19 protein-coding genes and 1 pseudogene are annotated in these 18,567 nt (G+C 48.0%); 9 read left to right on the forward strand and 11 right to left on the reverse strand.

Annotation, left to right across the window (positions count from 1 at the left end):
* Positions 1 to 301, reverse strand: a 301-nt coding sequence (locus M0R47_RS19330; protein ID WP_292557875.1) for a DEAD/DEAH box helicase family protein, incomplete at its 3' end; no start/stop codon positions are given.
* A gap of 241 nt (positions 302 to 542) precedes the next feature.
* Here M0R47_RS19330 and M0R47_RS19335 point away from each other — a divergent pair.
* A complete protein-coding gene (locus tag M0R47_RS19335) occupies positions 543 to 1,724 on the forward strand; it encodes a pyridoxal phosphate-dependent aminotransferase (protein ID WP_292557876.1) in 1,182 nt (393 codons plus the stop codon).
* Between the two features lie 123 nt (positions 1,725 to 1,847).
* Positions 1,848 to 3,101, forward strand: a complete 1,254-nt coding sequence (locus tag M0R47_RS19340; RefSeq protein WP_292557879.1) for a hypothetical protein — start codon at positions 1,848 to 1,850, stop codon at positions 3,099 to 3,101.
* Between the two features lie 53 nt (positions 3,102 to 3,154).
* On the opposite strand, the gene M0R47_RS19345 is transcribed toward M0R47_RS19340, so the two are convergent.
* The 5 genes from M0R47_RS19345 to M0R47_RS19365 form a co-directional block, all read right to left on the reverse strand.
* Positions 3,155 to 3,490: a helix-turn-helix domain-containing protein gene (locus M0R47_RS19345; RefSeq protein WP_292557882.1), complete on the reverse strand. Its 336-nt coding sequence runs from the start codon at positions 3,488 to 3,490 to the stop codon at positions 3,155 to 3,157.
* Positions 3,471 to 3,746 (reverse strand): BrnT family toxin, encoded by a 276-nt coding sequence (locus M0R47_RS19350; RefSeq protein ID WP_292557883.1) that lies wholly within the window; start codon positions 3,744 to 3,746, stop codon positions 3,471 to 3,473. The genes M0R47_RS19345 and M0R47_RS19350 overlap by 20 nt, the downstream gene beginning before the upstream one ends.
* Positions 3,747 to 3,808: 62 nt before the next feature.
* Positions 3,809 to 4,675 (reverse strand): ion transporter, encoded by an 867-nt coding sequence (locus M0R47_RS19355; protein ID WP_292557886.1) that lies wholly within the window; start codon positions 4,673 to 4,675, stop codon positions 3,809 to 3,811.
* Between the two features lie 172 nt (positions 4,676 to 4,847).
* Entirely contained in the window at positions 4,848 to 5,288 is a 441-nt protein-coding gene (locus M0R47_RS19360; protein ID WP_292557888.1) for a VOC family protein, read from the reverse strand.
* A gap of 11 nt (positions 5,289 to 5,299) precedes the next feature.
* The gene (locus M0R47_RS19365; RefSeq protein ID WP_292557891.1) at positions 5,300 to 5,872 is read right to left on the reverse strand and encodes a DNA-3-methyladenine glycosylase I; all 573 of its coding nucleotides are present in this window, start codon (positions 5,870 to 5,872) and stop codon (positions 5,300 to 5,302) included.
* A 209-nt stretch (positions 5,873 to 6,081) separates the two neighbouring features.
* Between M0R47_RS19365 and M0R47_RS19370 the strand changes: the two genes are divergently transcribed.
* The 4 genes from M0R47_RS19370 to M0R47_RS19385 all read left to right on the forward strand — a co-directional run bounded on the left by M0R47_RS19370 (position 6,082) and on the right by M0R47_RS19385 (position 10,446).
* Positions 6,082 to 7,617, forward strand: a complete 1,536-nt coding sequence (locus M0R47_RS19370) for a thymidine phosphorylase family protein (protein ID WP_292557893.1) — start codon at positions 6,082 to 6,084, stop codon at positions 7,615 to 7,617.
* An 18-nt stretch (positions 7,618 to 7,635) separates the two neighbouring features.
* Entirely contained in the window at positions 7,636 to 8,514 is an 879-nt protein-coding gene (locus M0R47_RS19375; RefSeq protein WP_292557896.1) for a ribose-phosphate diphosphokinase, read from the forward strand.
* 109 nt (positions 8,515 to 8,623) lie between these two features.
* Positions 8,624 to 9,202, forward strand: a complete 579-nt coding sequence (locus M0R47_RS19380; RefSeq protein WP_292557899.1) for a HupE/UreJ family protein — start codon at positions 8,624 to 8,626, stop codon at positions 9,200 to 9,202.
* Positions 9,203 to 9,354: 152 nt separating this feature from the next.
* On the forward strand, positions 9,355 to 10,446 hold the full coding sequence (locus tag M0R47_RS19385; protein WP_292557902.1) for an acyltransferase: 1,092 nt from the start codon (positions 9,355 to 9,357) through the stop codon (positions 10,444 to 10,446).
* Positions 10,447 to 10,481: 35 nt separating this feature from the next.
* Here M0R47_RS19385 and M0R47_RS19390 read toward each other — a convergent pair whose 3' ends face one another.
* The gene (locus M0R47_RS19390) at positions 10,482 to 10,814 is read right to left on the reverse strand and encodes an ASCH domain-containing protein (RefSeq protein WP_292557905.1); all 333 of its coding nucleotides are present in this window, start codon (positions 10,812 to 10,814) and stop codon (positions 10,482 to 10,484) included.
* A gap of 152 nt (positions 10,815 to 10,966) precedes the next feature.
* Here M0R47_RS19390 and M0R47_RS19395 point away from each other — a divergent pair, with 152 nt between their 5' ends.
* Entirely contained in the window at positions 10,967 to 12,010 is a 1,044-nt protein-coding gene (locus M0R47_RS19395) for a hypothetical protein (RefSeq protein WP_292557908.1), read from the forward strand.
* A 196-nt stretch (positions 12,011 to 12,206) separates the two neighbouring features.
* On the opposite strand, the gene M0R47_RS19400 is transcribed toward M0R47_RS19395, so the two are convergent.
* From M0R47_RS19400 to M0R47_RS19410, 3 genes are read right to left on the reverse strand one after another with little or no spacing between them, the layout of a single operon-like run.
* Entirely contained in the window at positions 12,207 to 13,952 is a 1,746-nt protein-coding gene (locus tag M0R47_RS19400) for an ABC-ATPase domain-containing protein (RefSeq protein WP_292557911.1), read from the reverse strand.
* Positions 13,953 to 13,988: 36 nt separating this feature from the next.
* The gene (locus M0R47_RS19405) at positions 13,989 to 14,411 is read right to left on the reverse strand and encodes a hypothetical protein (RefSeq protein WP_292557913.1); all 423 of its coding nucleotides are present in this window, start codon (positions 14,409 to 14,411) and stop codon (positions 13,989 to 13,991) included.
* Between the two features lie 3 nt (positions 14,412 to 14,414).
* Positions 14,415 to 14,837 carry a single-stranded DNA-binding protein gene (locus tag M0R47_RS19410; RefSeq protein WP_292557916.1) on the reverse strand — a complete coding sequence of 141 codons (423 nt, stop codon included), beginning with the start codon at positions 14,835 to 14,837 and terminating at the stop codon, positions 14,415 to 14,417.
* 249 nt (positions 14,838 to 15,086) lie between these two features.
* Here M0R47_RS19410 and M0R47_RS19415 point away from each other — a divergent pair.
* A pseudogene (locus M0R47_RS19415) lies at positions 15,087 to 16,219 on the forward strand (IS630 family transposase).
* 973 nt (positions 16,220 to 17,192) lie between these two features.
* The gene (locus M0R47_RS19420) at positions 17,193 to 18,158 is read left to right on the forward strand and encodes a hypothetical protein (protein ID WP_292557919.1); all 966 of its coding nucleotides are present in this window, start codon (positions 17,193 to 17,195) and stop codon (positions 18,156 to 18,158) included.
* 314 nt (positions 18,159 to 18,472) lie between these two features.
* On the opposite strand, the gene M0R47_RS19425 is transcribed toward M0R47_RS19420, so the two are convergent.
* On the reverse strand, positions 18,473 to 18,567 hold a 95-nt coding region (locus M0R47_RS19425), incomplete at its 5' end, for an IS3 family transposase (protein ID WP_292556762.1).

Below are 18,567 nucleotides of genomic sequence, written 5' to 3' on the forward strand. Positions count from 1 at the left end.
AGGCTTCCGGCTGGTAATAGTCGTAATACGAGACAAAATACTCGACGCTGTTTTCCGGGAAAAACTCCTTCATCTCGCCGTACAGCTGTGCGGCCAGGGTTTTATTGGGCGCCATGATCATGGCCGGGCGCTGCACCTCATTGATCACATTGGCGATCGTAAAGGTTTTGCCGGAGCCGGTCACGCCCAGCAAGGTCTGATGCACTTCACCATCGCTCAAGCCCTCGACCAACGCTTTTATCGCGGTTGGCTGGTCACCGGCAGGCTGAAACCGGCTGTGGATTTTAAACTTCTTTTTCACTTGGATTTCTCAATGAACATAACTACTTTAATTGTCCCCATGCCGGAGCGGGGCGTGAAACCGAGGTAATTCACAAAAAAATGGTAAAAAAACTTAAAAGATTATCACCACGAAGACACGAAGAAATAAAACTTCGTGTCTTCGTGGTGAATAAAAAACTTTTAACGCCGGATTGTTAGTAAGCCATTATACATAGGGTATAATCCGCTTCACCTTTGACATTGATTCTACACGGGGAAACATGAGCATCAAACTTTCTAACAGAGTTCAGGCAGTTAAACCATCACCGACTTTGGCGATTACCGCCAGAGCGGCGCAAATGCGTGCTGCGGGCAAAGACATTATCGGCCTTGGCGCCGGTGAGCCGGATTTTGACACCCCGGATCATATCAAGGCTGCGGCAGTTAAGGCTATTGATAGCGGTTACACCAAATACACGGCGGTTGACGGCATAGCCAGCCTTAAAAAAGCCATTATCGCGAAGTACAAGAACGATAACGGTCTTGATTACCAGGCCAACCAGATCCTGGTTTCCTGCGGCGGCAAGCAAAGCTCATTCAATCTGGCTCAGGCCCTGCTTAACGCGGGCGATGAAGTCATTATTCCCGCACCGTTCTGGGTTTCCTATCCCGATATGGTGCTATTGGCCGATGGCGTGCCGGTTATTATCGAAACCACCCAGGCGCAGCATTTTAAAATAACGCCTGAACAGTTGCGCGCTGCCATTACCGATAAGACACGGTTAATCTTTATCAACAGCCCGTCCAACCCGTCCGGCGTTGCGTACAGCCTGGAAGAGCTGAAAGCGCTGGGCGACGTGCTTAAGGATTTCCCCAACATCATCATCGCAACCGACGATATGTACGAGCATATCCTTTGGAAGAAGGGCACGTTTGTTAACATTTTAAACGCGCATCCCGAATTGTATGACCGCACCGTGGTCATGAACGGTGTATCCAAAGCCTATTCGATGACCGGCTGGCGTATCGGCTATGCCGCAGGCCCGGCGGACTTGATCGAAGCGATGACCACAATCCAGTCACAAAGCACCTCCAACCCGACCTCGATTTCACAACATGCTGCCGAAGCCGCGTTAACCGGCGATCAAAGCTTTATCGACGATATGTGCGTTGAATTTAAACAGCGTCACGATTATGTCGTTAGCGAACTGAACAGCATCGACGGCGTTGAATGCCTTGAAACCGACGGCACGTTTTACGTGTTTCCTAACGTCGAAAAGCTGATTGCCAGACTGGATAACATCAACGACGATCTTGGCTTTTCCGAATATTTGATCGAAGAAGCCGGTGTTGCGTTGGTGCCGGGTTCTGCGTTCGGCACGCCGGGACATATCCGGATTTCGATAGCCACCAGCATGGCGAATCTGGAAAAAGCGATGGAGCGGATTAAGAAGGCGATTTAAGTTTTGTAAAAAAATCCGCTTGGTAGGATGGGTAGAGGCGTTAGCCGAAACCCATCACATCCAATGTCCAATTCGATGGGTTTCCGCGTTGTTCTACCCATCCACGTGCTAAAGGAGTTCGCTTTGTTAGAGACGCTGGAGCAGCGGATTCATAGGTTTGAGCGTACAACGGATATAATACTGCGGCACCCTATGTCCTCTACTTTCGCAGAACTCATTGAGCGAAGCAGAAACGATTTTAAAGGATTTAGACTGCTGTATTCTACAGATAATCTAGATTCTAACTTTGGTGGAGTGTTACTCTCATCAATCGAAGATATATGTCCAGCCATCTCTAGGTATTTTGGTGCTTCGGGTCTGCTTTTTTATGATGACGAGATATATGAAGAGGTACAAAATATTGGTGCCATATCTTTTCCTTTAGATTATTCCGTAAGTTTTGATACACAGGTGGCAGAAGCGTTTCGCTGTTATGAAGATGGAAAAAATATATCTGAGTGGGAGTGGTTCTACCAATTGATAAAATTGGTAAAAGGTAAGGAGTCAAAATTCAATTTTGACTACACTTTTTACATGGTAGAGGATTTACTTCACACCTTTGATCATACAAATTTAAGGCCATTCAATACGGTTCGAGCTTTGAAGCGTTTCGACCATTTTGATGTGGATTCATTTTTGGAAAATCCTAAAATACCGAGATTTAACGATGATAGAACAACGGCAGGAAGGAGAGCTGCTGACGCAATATCTTCATTCCAGAGTAGTGAAGATATTCGGAGAAGCCTAGACAGAAGGAAAGGATTAAAGCTTATTTTGATGAAAGCCATGAAATTGCGCTGGGAAGATAAAAAAGGGCATCTAGCCAATCTTGATAAGTTAGTCGAATTTTCTGTTGAACATCTCGGCCGCTTTGCAAAGATGGAACTCTATTTTGGATGGAAATTACTTAAATATGGAGACAGATACAGATTCTTTGGGCAATTGATGCAAAAATCTGAAAACGCAATCCAAAAACTGAATGGAATGAGCTGGGATTTATATTCCCTAAGACATCAGGAAACAATGTCAATCAAGTCAAAATATGGAAGATTTTATGTTCCATTTATAGCGACGTTTGATAGGCGTTTTAAAGAACTAATGAAGGCATGTCCAATAAGGTGTGTGCTAATAGATGATAGAGACAAAAGGATAAATACTATTTTTGTTGATGAGTATGAGTTTTTTCAAGATGTAAACATAGCGCTTAACAGTTCCACACAATCAAGGCTTTCAGATCCTGAAGAAAAAATTAAACGACTAAAGAACAACGTTTCCTCATATGAACTGGATGGTAAGCTGGATATTCTTGAAAGTGAATGCAGAGATATAGTTATTTAGGACTGCAATATGCTTCAATATGGCGGCGTATTTCAGATTTGACCGCCAGAGTTTCATTCTAAAGCAGCCAAAGCCGCTTCTGGCGCCTTGTCGAGAATTTTCAATAATGCTTTTGCCGCGCCAGTAGGGCAGCGTTTTCCTTGCTCCCAATTGCGGATGGTCTCAAGCGATACATCAATCCGCTGAGAAAATTCAGTCTGGCTTAAGCCCAGTCGCGTTCGTACACGACGAGCAAATTTAGCGGCGTCTAACATGGCATTGGTTTCGTCAATGTGTTGCTGTGCGGCAATATCCCGTTCGTCAGTGGCGTCCAAACGGTTGAAATCCACTCTACCTTCAGGCAGTGATGCCGGACTTTCAAGATCAATACTAATTTTTACTGTTTTCATAACGATTCACCTCGCGTTGATTGGCCTTGCGTGCTGAAATAATCCGAATGGTTGAGCCGCGTAACGTATAGACAACACAGAATACCCGTTGGGCAATTAAGCCTAAAAGTTGATAGCGTTCTTCGGCATAATCCCAGCGCGTATCTTTCTTAATAAGACGATCGGGATCAATGAACGCCTGAACTACGTAAGCAAAGTCAAACCCACGTTGATCAAAACATACGTCACTTTTGTTTTCATCCCATTCAAAATTCATAGATTTAAAGTATAGGCCACTGAACCATCAGCAACAAGCATTAATCAGCTCAACCCCGCTGATTAATGCTCCAGTTCATGGCCGCAGTATTTGCAAAAACCGGCATCAAAATCATGTCCTGTCCGGCCGCAGCCGGGACAGGCGTCATTCCTGACTTTTTCCTTCGAGTGCGTCCTGATCAACTCGGCGCTATAGATGCCGGTAGGTACGGCGATAATGCCATAGCCCATGATCATGATCGTCGAAGCGAGCAGTTGACCCAGCGGGGTTTGCGGGGAGATATCGCCATAGCCGACCGTTGTCAGCGTCACAATGGCCCAGTAGACTGACCTTGGGATGCTGGTAAAACCGGCTTCCCGGCTTTCGACGACATACACCAGTGAGCCGAACACAACCACCAGCATGAGTACAGCATAAAGAAACACCATGATTTTACGCAGGCTTTTGTTCAATGCCATCATCATGATCTCAGCTTCGTCCATGTAGGCCGACAGTTTGAGAATACGAAAAACCCGCAGCAGCCGCAATATGCGTATCGCGAGCATGGGCTGCGCTCCGGGAAACAGCAGAATCAGGTAGCTGGGTAGTACTGACACCAAATCGACCAGGCCAAAGAAGCTCTTGAAATACTGCCAGGGCCTTCGAACGCTGATCAAGCGTAGCCCGTACTCCAGCGTGAACAGCAACGTAAAAAACCATTCAATAATATTTAAGGCTTGTGCATGACGGGTTTGGAACGCTTCCACGCTCTCAAGCATGATTACTATCACGCTGAGCACGATGCTGATGCTCAAAACGACATCGAACGCCTTGCCCATAGGCGTTTCGGAGCCGAAAACAACCGTATTGAGCGATTCCCGCCACGGCGCTAGCGTTTCGCCGTCATTATAAGAATGGTATTTCGTTCTTGGAGTTTTTCGTGTACGCATGACTTTAGATTTGCCCGTATCTGCAACAATCGGCCGTATGAGCATGGATCATGCCGGTCGTTTGCAGACCGGATGATTCATTGCGAGACACGAAGAACATAATATTTTCACCTTGGCCTTGTGCTCTTCGTGATGATTTTTAGGAACAGGACTTCTGCGCATGCTATCAAGCCTACCAAGTTCCGGTATTTTCCATGGCAAGCCATTTCTCCGAAGGCATCAACGGCGCATCTTTTTGCAACAGCTCGATAGAAATCTGATCCGGTGAGCGGATAAACGCCATATGTCCGTCCCGCGGCGGGCGGTTGATAACCACGCCGGCATCCATGAGTTCCTGGCAGGTTTCGTAAATATTATCGACTTCAAAAGCCAGATGGCCGAAATTGCGTCCGCCGTCATAATCCTCGGTATCCCAGTTATAAGTCAGCTCCAGCAACGGTGCGTGCATTTTTTCAGCCTGATAGGTATCCTCCGGCGCATGCAGATAAACCAGCGTATAACGTCCTTCCTCACTGTCCATCCTGTGGTGTTCGATCAGGCCCAGTTTGTTGCAATAAAAATCGAGTGATTCATCCAGATTTTGAACCCGAACCATGGCATGTAAATAACGCATAGTGTTTCTCCTTATGAATACTTGGTTTTAATTTCGGCATGTCGAAAACAATCGATGGTGTGATCATTGACCATGCCGGTCGCCTGCATATAAGCATAACAAATGGTGCTGCCGACAAACTTGAAGCCGCGCTTTTTAAGATCCTTGCCCATCAACTCGGAGATGGGCGTGGAAGCCGGGATTTCGGCGGCGTTTTTCCAAGCGTTGTGCTGCGGTTTGTTGCCGACAAATTGCCAGATATAGCTGCCAAAACTGCCGAAATCCTGTTGAACCTTCAAAAAGGCCTGGGCGTTGATGACCGCCGCATTAACCTTCAGTTTGTTTCTTACTATATCCGGATTAAGCAGCAATGAACTGATTTTTTCAGCATCGTAACCTGCAATCTTTTCGGCATCAAAATTATCGAAGGCTAAACGGTAACCAACGCGTTTATTTAAAATAGTTGACCAGCTTAAACCGGCCTGTGCGCCTTCAAGGATAAGAAACTCAAACAGCAGCCGGTCATCATGCACCGGCACGCCCCATTCAAGATCGTGATATTGCTGTTCGGACGGGCTGGAAAGCGCCCATATGCATTTTTTCATTGGTGTTTCCCGGTGGTATAAGGCTATCGATTGCGCTGGTTATTAAAGTTGGTCATAGAAAAAATGCAAGCGGTGTTTGCCAGTAAACAATGCATTGTTTTACTCGCAGGCGAAGCCTGCACTCCATTCACAAGTTGATGCGCGGCGGTTGACAATCCCGACCTCAAACCGCATCATCGAACCAGTTTATTTACCGGCCATTTTATCCCATGAGTAATGACAACCTGCAAATCCGTCGCATCGCTATCGATACCTATCATGAGAACGTTGCTTACCTGCATCGGGAATGCGGCATTTATCGGGCCGAAGGTTTCCAGGCACTGTCTAAGATTCTGGTCAGCGCCAACGGTTCCAAGGTGCTTGCGGTTCTTAACGTGGTCGATGACTCATCCATCGTTCTGCCGGGAGAACTGGGATTATCCGAGCAGGCGTTTCAGCAACTGAATGCCGACGAAGGCAGTCTGGTTACGGTCAATCACGCGGAACATCCAAAGTCCATGGACGCGGTGCGCCGCAAAATCAACGGTGAGCGTCTCAGCCAGGACGATTTTAACAGCATAACCAAGGATATCGCCGAAGCCCGCTATTCGAAAATGGAAATGGCGGCATTTCTGGTTGCAACCGGGCAAAACAATCTTGATCGGGATGAGCTGTTTTTTCTTACCCGCGCGATGTTGCAGTCTGGCGACAAGATGAATTGGCATGAATCGCTGGTCGCCGACAAGCACTGCATCGGCGGCATTCCCGGCAACCGCACCTCGATGCTGGTCGTGCCTATTGTTGCCGCGCACGGCATGCTGATACCCAAAACCTCCAGCCGCGCTATAACCTCCCCGGCCGGTACGGCGGATACCATGGAGGTGCTGGCCGAGGTTAATCTGGCGCCGGACCAGCTTCATGATATCGTGCGCCAGGAACGCGGCTGTCTGGCCTGGGGCGGCACGGCCAGGCTTGCGCCGGTCGATGACATGCTGATCTCCGTTGAACGTCCGCTGGGTATCGACTCGCAGGGGCAAATGGTGGCGTCGATCCTGTCCAAAAAACTGGCCGCCGGTTCCACGCATTTGCTGATCGATATTCCGGTCGGCCCCACGGCTAAAGTGCGGCACATGAACCAGGCGCTGGCCTTGCGCAAACTGTTTGAATTTGTCGGCGACCGGCTGAACATTCATCTGGAAGTGATGATAACCGACGGCCGCCAGCCGATAGGGCGGGGCATAGGTCCGATATTGGAAGCCCGGGACGTTATGCAGGTGCTGCATAACGAGCCTGATGCGCCGTTCGATCTACGCCAAAAATCCTTGCAGCTGGCCGGCAGGATTATTGAGTTCGACCCCGACGTGCGCGGCGGCCAAGGTTACGCGATTGCCCGCGATATTCTTGAATCGGGCCGGGCCGGCGCCAAAATGAATGCATTGATTCGGGCGCAGGGCGCAAAAATAATCGACCTGCATCCGGGCAGTCTTTGTCATGAGGTTGTTGCCGATAGCACCGGAATAGTCACCAGCATCGATAACTTTCAAATGGCAAAAATAGCCGGGCTGGCCGGCGCGCCGAAGATAAAAAAAGCGGGCGTCGATTTATTGAAGAAACTGGGCAGTCCGGTAGAAAAAGGCGAAATCTTATACCGGATCTATGCCGAATATCAGACCGATTTTAAATTTGCCAAGGAGATGGCCGCCCAAAACAGCGGTTACACGATAGGCAGCGAAGAGCAAATTATCAAATCGTTAATTGCCTTTTAATACGGAACAATTCCAGCCATGATGATTCTTGCTTTTCCCGATTACTTAAGCCAGGCGCAGCGTCTGGCGGCCCGGCTTGACGTACCGCTGGCGGAGATTGTGCTGCATCATTTTCCTGACAGTGAAAGCCTGGTCCGCCTGCCGCCGTCACTACCGGAACACGTGGTTGTCTGCCGCAGCCTTAACCAGCCCAACGACAAATTGATCGAGCTGATGCTGTGCGCGGTCACGGCGCGAGAATTAGGCGCCAAGCGCCTGACGCTGGTCGCGCCTTATTTAAGCTATATGCGCCAGGATATCGCCAACCAGCCCGGCGAGGCGGTCAGTCAGCGTATTGTCGGCAAGCTGCTTGCGGACCTGTTTGACGATGTCCTCACCGTAGACCCGCATTTGCACCGCATTTCGTCGTTAACCCAGGCAATTCCGATAAAAAACGCGATCAGCCTGACCGCCGCCAATGAAATCGGGGCTTTTTTAAAGCAACAGTTCAAGAGCGCGATACTGTTGGGACCGGACAGCGAATCAAAACAGTGGGTGTCCGCTATCGCCGAAAACATCGGTTTTGATTACGCCATTGCCCAAAAAAAACGGCTGGGCGATAGGCAGGTCGAAATGATCTTGCAGGATTGCGATTACCGAAACAGACCGGTGATTATTATCGACGACGTGGCCAGTACCGGCAGGACAATTGCCAAGGCAGCAGGACTGCTGCAAGCCGCAGGCAACGATGATATTTATGCGGTCATTACCCATGCCCTGTTTTGCGGCGATGCTTATGAGCATATCCTTAAAGCAGGCGTCAAAAACATCTGGAGTACCGACAGCATCGATCATCCCAGCGCCTGCATTAAACTCGATGCTTTGCTGGCGGATGCGATTAAGGCCATTGCCCGATAAAGCGTTGACAGACCCCGGGCCAGTTAATAGACTGAGATTTGCTTATAGCAATGATGCAAGTTGGCCGGCCATTGCTCACCACGATTTAATAACTTTAAAGGAACTTATTATGCATATTAAAAACTGGCTGATTGCCGCCTTATTTCTCGTATCGCCCGCGCTCTATGCGCACACCGGCGGTCATATCGGTCACAGTTTGTTCAGCGGTATGCTGCATCCTTTAACCGGAATCGACCATTTGTTGGTATTGCTGGCGGTCGGCCTGGTTGCGGCAAAGCAGGGCGGCAAAGCGTTGTTTATGTTCCCCGCTATTTTTTTTGGCTTGATGGCTGCTGGTGCGTTGCTTAGCGCTGTAGCCGTGCAAATCCCGTTTGTTGAATTCTTTATCGCCTTATCGCTGCTTGCGTTTGGCTTGCTGGTCATCGCTAAAGATGGGCTTCGTGCCTCAGCCCATCCTATAATGCTCTTTCTGGGCGTATCGTTTTTCGCCGTATTTCATGGTTATGCGCATGCCGCGGAAATTCCGGCCGATTCTAACGCCATCTGGTATTTCTCATCGTTAATGCTGGTGAGTCTGGTCATTTGTCTGGGCGGTTGCATCATCGGACTGAACACTGGCAAGCGCATGAACTACCTGTTCTCATTGATATGCTTAAGCAGCGGCTTGTATTATTTAACTGCCGGTTAGCGGGTTATCAACAAATAGCGCTTCGTTAACTAAAGGACTTCTTTAAAATAGCCGATTCGGCAACGGCTATTTTCCAAATACAGTCGAAAAATTAATTCCGCATAAAACCGGGGCCGCTACGCCCCGCCATTTCCCAGGCAGGATAACCCTCATTGCGTAACACCCATCAAGCAGTTGTGCCGCCAAGAATCGATTATATTGACGCTTGGCGGTTTTTGGCCGTTCTCATGGTCATTCAGTCGCATGTTTTTGTTTACAGCGGCTTAACGATAAACTCTTTGACACCTTTCTTGGATCAACTGGACCGGCTAGGAGAACTGGGGGTTTTGGTCTTTTTTGTGATCAGCGGGTTTGTGATTTGTTCCGGTCTGGTTGCAGAAAAAAGCCGCACGGGTAGGGTTTGTCTATCCGCATTTTATGTGCGCCGGTTTTACCGGATTATTCCGCCGCTTTGGCTGTATCTGTCCTGTCTATTGATACTCGGGACGGCGGGCATCATTGAAACTTCGCCGCAACAAGCGCTTACCTCGGCCTCGTTCTTATGTAATATGCCGTTTCCCGACGGCTGCTCCTGGTTCGCAGGGCATACCTGGACGCTGGCTTATGAGGAGCAGTTCTACCTGCTATTTCCGCTGTTGATCCTGTTCGTACCGCTGATTAATAACAGTTTGCGCTTTGGCATTGCAATAGGCATTCTGGCGATGGGTTCGGTGTTATTGAACAGGACAGGCCATCTGTTTATGGGCGAATATCTCATGTATTTTATTTTTCTGCTTAGCGGCTGCTGTTCCGCGCTGTTGCCTAAAAATATCATCAGCCGTATTTGCCAAATGCACGCTGCCGTCTGGTTAAGCGTTATTGCTTTGCTGCTGGTTTGTGTCGGCTATTTGCCGGGTGAAATCGAAAAACAGGTTAAAACGCTCTTTTACCCGCCGCTTATTCTACTGATGGTGCTGGGCACGCCCGTACAGACTAAAGCAATTGCCCTGGTTTTTAAGAACAGGCTGCTCTGTTACTTAGGAAGAATATCCTACACGGTCTATTTGTGGCAGGAATTAGTGACGGGAAATTATGTCGGCGGTTTAACCTTCGTTTACATCGCTGCCGTTTTTGTATTTGCGATGCTTTCGTATCGGTATATTGAATTGCCGTTGCAAAGAAAGGCGACTTTGATATCCGACGGCTTAAAAGCAGCCGCTGCTGAGGCATTGTTAAGCGAGTATAAACAAGACCGGCCATATTAACCCTCGCCCGGAAGGTCGAGGGTTCTTAGCGTTAACTAATCCGTTTGCGCCGCAAAACTATGCACCCATGCCAGGGCATCGTCGTTCCAGGTCATTCCGGCATGCATCTTTAAAATGATATCCCGGTACATTTCAAGGCTGGGATAGCCTTCCGCCTGGGCATCGGCATCGGTCATGTCGCCTAAGCGCTGACGTTTTAAATCGGTAACAACAAAAGTCATTCCGTCCAGGTCGAAAGTTTCGCCGGGCCAGCCATAGACGCCATCACGACGTTGTTGCGTTTTTGTTCCGGCTCTTGCCGCTTCTACCAATTTTGCGTGAGTAACCAAGCGATCTATCGAACAGGTTTTCTCGGGATAAGCTTCCATTGTTGATCCTAATTTGAATAAAAAATTCTATTGTACACCAAGCACTATTGTCTCGTAGCGACTGTCAGCCGCCATTTTGGGCGTCAGTTAAACTAATTTTGATGCCGGCCGATAACCGGAGGTGAGCAAAACTTTTCTTCGGGGCAAAACTAATGATCATAAAAAGTTCCAGCATACAACTAAACAGCCGGCATCAGTTCTTAAAGAGCTCTCAGGAGTCGGAATCGTTACGGTTCTGGAAAACCCAGGACCAGCCGGGGCCGGCTAGAAACGAGCGACCGGCAGATTCGCTTAGCCTTAGCGGCCCGGCGCAGGCGCTCAAAGCCGAGAGACAAGCATTGGATACTGATAAACCGCTTGATGACAACGACAGCATTAAACTGCTTATTGTCAGGCAGATGGTTAAGGCGATAACCGGCCAGGATTTCAAGCTGTTTTCTCCCGCTGAATTGAGCGGCGACGCTGAAAATACGGCTATTGAAATCACCGCAACCCCGCCGCCTGCCAAGCAGCCTTCCTCTGCGGGCTTCGGGCTTGTTTACGAGCATCATGCCGTGTATCAGGAGTCGGAAAACACTAGCTTTTCCGCTATCGGCTCCATCCGGACACAAGACGGGCAAAGCATCGATTTTTCAGTCAAGTTGAATATGAGCCGAGAATTCCGTCTGGAGACCAACCTTGCCATCACTGCCGGGGATCCTGAAAAGAAAGTCGATCCGCTGGTGATTAATTTTGGCGGCAATGCGGCGGAACTGTCACAAACGCGCTTTGAGTTCGACATTGACGCCAATGGTACCGCTGAACAAATCGCCAATTTAAAACCGGGTAGCGGCTTTCTGGCATTGGATAAAAACCAGGACGACATTATCAATGATGGCGCTGAATTGTTCGGCCCGAATTCCGGCAACGGGTTTTCAGAGTTGGCCCAGTATGACAGCGATAACAACCGCTTCATTGACGAAGCCGATCCAATTTATGACAGTTTAAGAATCTGGCAGCGGTTCGAAGACGGCAGCCAGCAGCTTATTGCCTTAGGCGATAAAAACATAGGCGCTATTTATCTGGGTCATGCTACTACGCCTTTCCAGTTGCGCAACACCGAGAACCAGTCGCTGGGAGAGGTTACCGATACCGGTATTTATTTAACGGAAGACGGCAAAACCGGCACCATTCAGCAGGTTAACTTTAGCGTGTAAATAAGGAAAAGGGATTAAATTGCAGATATAGGTATTCGTACGGATAAACTCAGTTTATATGCTTTGTTAATCTATGCTTCGACAAGAAAGGCTGGATGCCGAGTTTGTCGTATTATCTCTCTTACAAAGACCATCCGGGGTCTGCCCCCTTTCTCTCTGGGGTGGTCTTTTTTTTGAGAGGCACAGCAATTCCCCATCATTCCTGAAAAATCCTTAACGACCTGATTCTGTTGATAGCAGCAGCCAGCTCATATTTGCGCGGCATGGAAAGAGTGCCCGGATAATCAGATTGCAAGCAGTCTAATCCATGCTTATTTATTTTATTTTCCAGCCAGTTTATCCAGAAACGGATGGTCTCGGGTCTATCGCCCGACTGCTTTAATTGCGTCCGTAACGTCAAAAGGCAATAGCCGATAGCTAGCACCTGCGGGGCTTCTGCAATTTGCGCGACCGCCTCCAGATTAATCAAATCCATGCCGTATTCAAGCTGCCTTGGCGCGTTGCGCAAATCCTTGATGCGCTTGGAAAGCGTCTTGTTCAAGCGCTGGTTGACATAGGCCGGATCGAAATTATCGGTTGCCAGGCGGCGCGATATAGCAAAGTCGTGAATCGGCATATCCTCTTCCGCTATCGGGCCAAGCCTGTCACGCACCTTGGCGGTAATATCCTCGCAGCGGTAATTGTCCATCAGCAGGCAGGTATCGGCTTTCTGCAAGAAATAACCCAGGCCGCCGACCACGAATATCATCGACACATGATGTTTTTCCCATAGCGACCGCACTGTCGAATAAAGTGGCTTGATCGGTTCCTGTGCGGCATCCAGGATTTTTTTGATCAGCTCATCGCGCACCAGGAAATTGGTTGCGCAGGTGTCTTCATCAAACAGCAGCAGGCGGCTGCCGCTTTCAATGGCTTCGACAATATTAGCTGCTTGCGACGTGCTGCCGCTGGCATTGTCGGACGAAAAACAAGCGGTTTTGAGGCCGTTCGGCAGATCGCCGATAAAAGGGCTGATGTCGACATTCCGAATGTTGCGGCCTTCTTCGGCTCGGATAAAAAAAGCATCTTCCCTAGTTACTACATATTCCCGTCCGTCTCCGGGAATATGCGCATAAACCCCGGTTAAAATCGCCTGCATTAACGTCGACTTGCCGTGATAGCCGCCGCCGGTAATGCAGGTTATGCCTTCCTTGATGCCCATGCCGATTATGTCGCGGCCATCCGCTAAGGGAATCTTGATTTGTAACGATGCGGGGGATTGAAAGGTTTTAACAGACTCGTCCATTGCAGGTCGGTCATCGACACCGCTTTGTCGCGGCAACTTTGCGCCATTGGCGATAAAGGCAATCAGGTCATGCTGCCGTATAAACTGAAGGATTTCAGCGCGTGTTTTTTGCACATTTACAAACTGCTGGAGCAGAGTTCTGGTTTTCTCTTCGTAGTGTTGATAAAAAAATGTAGCGTCAACAATTGCCGTCAGTTCTTGGCTGAACATGATCCACGCCTGCTCGGCATCAAAAACGCCGCCTTGCCTTTTGGCGGGAAGGCTGATGATAAAGCGCAAATAAACGGCCTGGTCAGCGAACAAAACGCTATCCCTGCTCAGCATCTTTTGGCTCAAGGCAGTGGTGCTAAAAGAACCGCTGCCGTCCTTGCCGCGATTTTGCTGCGCAAACTTGTTAATGCCGTGACGAAAACGCCGGATCAAAAAATCGGCCACCGCAAGTTTGCACTCCGCGGTCTTGAAAAACTCTTCGGGGATTTGACTATCCTGCAGCGCTATTTTTATCGATGCAATGGAAGCAGGGTTGGCGCCGGGGCTACCCTGCATTTTGATAAAGCTGAGTTCAAATCGGGGGAAACGATAAGAACCGCGCAGTTTTTGGATAGTGTGGAAAGGCCGGTCGGCGATAGAAGCTAGCAAGTCATGTAATTGATGCACATTCCCTCCTGCTTTTTAGTTCAAAAACCGGGCAAGTCAGCTTCCTTTAACAGGGTTGCCATGATAATCCGTTTCAGCAACCAGCTTCATTTTCACTGGATGATCATCGATGCCTAACGCCTTAAAAGCGGCTTTTATGCCCATCGCTTTTACGGCATCGACAGAACCGAACCTGAAACCAAACAGCCTGTTTTTCTTGCCTTCGGGAAAACTGTGCATTATTTGAGCAATGCGATCATCAATCAGCGCCCTTGCTTTGTTCAGCTCTATAGCCACTTCCGGTTTCAAGCCGGGGAACAGTTGCTTTTCCGGTAGTTGCACGGCTGCCACCTTCAACTCCGGTTGCAGCCGTTTGCGCATATCCGCCAATTTTTTACTTTGCCCATGAGCCACCAGCAGGTTACGCTCAGTGACACTCACCTTTTGCCGGTCTGCGGGCATGTCGGATATTTTTCTCATCAACTAAAACGGGATGTCATCATCATACGGCGCATCAAAGTTGTCGTGGCTCGGCGCTTGTTGGCCGGATGGCTGCGAAGATGGGTAGCTTTGTTGCGGCTGGCTTGACTCGTTTCTTTTGCCGACCAAATCGATAATATTGGCATTAAGTTCCAGGCTGGTTTTGGTCGAGCCGTCTTGCGCGCGATACTCGCTTTGGCTCAGTTCGCCAGAGACAAATACCTGCTGGCCTTTTTTCAGGTAGTTTTGCAGCTGTCCTTCTGCACGTTTGCCCCATACCGCACATCTGATCCACAGCGTTTGCTGCTTGTCGCCGAAGCCAATATTGTTGGCGACGGTAACGTTCAATACCGCCTGGCCTGACGGTAAATACCTGACTTCCGCATCACGGCCAACAGTGCCGGTAAAACTAAATACGTTGCTCATAATTTTCTCATTGATAGTTAAATTAATAATACGGCTATTATCGGCTGGTTCGACCAAAAATGAAAATGCAAAACCTCAGGCCGGTTTTGATTAATGCCCGATAAAGTCCGGTTGCTTAACCGAATCACTAGAATGGCGCACTTTGTTAATGTCAGTGTTTTGGGACGAGTGACTAGTAGTCAGTCATATTGAAGTGAAGCGATAATTTATGATATGACTATAAGCTTTGGCGCAACGAGGTTTAGTGTCATGCCCGCCATCCGCTATAAAGTCAATTTGACCGACGAAGAAAAACGTCAGTTGGAAGCTTTGCTTCATCAAGGTCAAAGCGCCGCTCGTAGTCAAACGCGAGCTCGCATTCTGTTAAAAGCCGCGTCCGGCCTTCAGGATAAGGACATCATCCAGGCGCTGGACGTCTCAGCGTCTATGGTGGCAAAAACCCGTCAACGCTGCGTGGAAGAAGGTCCTGAAGCGGCACTCAAAGAACGTCCTCGTCCGGGTGTCAAGCGCCCACGTTAACGGACAAACAAGCCGCCCATCTGATTGCCATCGCCTGTAGCGATGCCCCGGAAGGACACGACCACTGGACCTTGCGATTGTTGGCCGACCAAGTGGTGGTGGTGGACTATGCCGCTTCGTGCCGCTATGAATTAATCCGCCGGCTTTTACCCACAGGGCACAAGTAAAAAAACACTTTAAAACCCTGGCAGAAGCAGGAGTGGTGCATTCCGGACGTCAGCGCGGAGTTCGTGGCGGCCATGGAAGACGTCCTGGACCTGTATGAAGCGCCCTACGATTCGGCGCGTCCGGTGGTGTGTTTCGATGAAAGTCCCAAGCAACTGATTGTCGAAGTGCGGCAACCGATACCGGTCGAACCGGGCGCACCGGCCCGCTATGATACGGGCTACGAACGCAAAGGCGTGTGCGATTTGATGATGATCTGCGAGCCCAAACAGGGATTTCGTCACGTGGACGTCACCGACCGGCGCACCAAAATCGACTTCGCCCACAGCATGAAACACGTGGCCGAACGCTATCCTGAAGCCTCGGTAATTCGTGTCGTGCTGGACAACCTCAATACCCATAAAGTGGCGTCCTTGATTGAGGCTTTCCCCGCCGAGCAAGCGCGAACTTTGGTACGCAAGCTGGAGTTCCACTACACCCCCAAGCACGGCAGCTGGTTGAACATCGCCGAAATCGGATTGGCTGTCTTGTCGAACAGCTGTTTATCGCAGCGGATACCGGACAAAGCGCGTCTACGCCGTGAAGTTGAAGCTAATGTCCGCGAGCGTAATGTGAAGGCTACCCCCGTCAATTGGCGCTTTACCACCCAAGAGGCACGACGGAAGCTGGCTCGACTTTATCCTTGTACTTCATCATGACTGACTACTAGAATGACAATAGGAATGTCGCTGTCTTTAATTACTTTTTGACAATTTGGAAAGAGGAAATGTTGTCGGTTTCCATGAGGTACCGACAAAGATGCCAAAACGACTTTTATACAAATGGCAACCAAAAACGTTGGGCAATAAAAAAGGCCTTAGGTTTGCACCTAAGGCCTTGATATTCTTGGAGCTGGCGATGGGAATCGAACCCGCGACCGGCTGATTACAAATCGGTTAAAATTAACAATCTATAATGCTCCACAACAAACAATGACAATAAACACAATGAGTTATCTTATTTTGTTGTTTGTCTTGTATTGTCATTTACTGCCCTTTTTTATCCTCAAGTGCCCCACCAGTGCCCCATAGAACAAGGGAAATAACGCTACGCCACACCTACTAAATCCAAAAACATCAAGCGATATTAGTTGATTGGTTGCCCCAAGAATCCAGCAAAAAACCTGTTTTTCGCTAAAGCACTCAATCGGTGCGTATTCCGATGAAATCCACTATCGATTCCAATCGCATACCCACCAGCTTTTCCGATTTAAAACCGCTACCAATTCCGATACAAACCCGGCCAGATTTTGAATGCCCGAGTTCGGCCGAGGGTGTGTCAAAACTCGTGATCGCATCTGTCTGAAGTAAAAATTACTCCACTATGCAGCTTTAAATGAGCGCCTTTTTAATGTTAGCTCCACAGTGATCGGTATTTAGCTCAATAACCAGCATGATTAAACCACTGGCTTTTCGATGTCTACGTTTTGACACACCCTGGACCAACAACTGTCGTACATTACAATGTTGCAGACGTACTTTATCAAACCTTACAGCAAGCGGGCAGAGCGTTACTTATTGCGCTATCATTAGGCTATCTATCAGTTCTGGTTTCCGAGAAATGATTGTTTTTGCGGTACTAATTTCAGAGTAACCTCATAAGTTTCATTAATTCAGAATAAGGGGATTAGAGATGAATAATAGTTCTCAGCGTGAACAGTTTTATCTAGGGCGCCGGCGTAATGAATTGAAAGAAATACTTGTTACAGACTTAAATATGGGGATGCATGTAGGCTATCTTTCACTTTTTATTGTTATTTTTTTCGCAATATCATTGTGCGTCACGTGGTTAATTTTCAAATATAGGCACGCTAATTTAGATGCTTCTAAAGAAGCCCAAGCACATATAGCTGAGCACCTCGTGTGTAATGGTATTATTCCATTTTTCGGAATATATTTTATTCTAGCGTTTTGTGCTGCGTTAATCTGGGCTATACACCTTTATATAAACCTTAGGGCTCGCGCTAAGCTTGAAGAAATAAACTTTGCGATTGGCGATCTAAAATATAGTGAGGGAAGCAAAAAAAAGCAAAGCGATCCTTTTTCTTTCCATTCGCTGGCAGAATCACATAAAGAATGGGCACAGGTATGGTTTACGTCTTCTTTGGTCATATTTATTGGTGGCGTAGTTTATGCCACTTTTAATATTGGTATACATATCTGTCCGACAGAACAGTTAGGCGAAATTAAAAATAACACTAATTTAGTTGTGTCAATTCTAGAGATAATTAATTATATAATACCGAACGTCTTTGTTTATTCTATTTTTATTTTTATATGGTTATGGGCGTCAAAGCATCAGAAGGCTCACTGGCACAATTTTGTTGTTAACGCATACAGGCATAGAGCACTATGTAGGCTAAAAGAATTTAGAAATGACGTGAAAGATGACGTAATTGACAAGCTTACGGAAAACGATTCTCAAGTGACACGAGACCTTGCTTGGAAAACTATACTAGATATGTATAGAGAGTCCGGACTCTTGCTAATTACTCCACGAGACTCGGCTTATCTGGATACTGGGCAGTCGGAAGACATTCCACGTAAGCTCGCCGAGCTTGAGGATGTTATGAAATCTTTTACTTCTCATAAAGATTAGTGAGTCAACTGAAGAAAGGGGCGTACTAATAGCAGCTATACTTCCAGTATCCGAAAAATCCACGTTTTCTGGAGATGTTTTTTTGTCTGGTGACATTAAACTTTTCGATACGGTCTGTTTAATGTTTTGACTGGAACCAGTGTTCACCAAACGACCGTTTGTTGAACAAGTTTATACTGGCATTGGCCAAAAAATAGAAATCAAAAACTAGATTTTGAATTTGCTGTGAAGGGCAGCTATGGGCCGCTATGTTAAGCTTAACATAGCGACCTCTATGTGTAGAATGATGTGTCAACACTTTTCCGGACACGCGGTTAAGCAGCTTTGTGCTGCAATTCATAGTCTACAGGCGACATATAGCCATTGGCAGAATGAAGGCGTTCGCGATTGTAAAAGACTTCAATATACT

Source organism: Methylobacter sp. (genome assembly GCF_023227905.1).
Lineage (GTDB): Bacteria > Pseudomonadota > Gammaproteobacteria > Methylococcales > Methylomonadaceae > Methylobacter_A.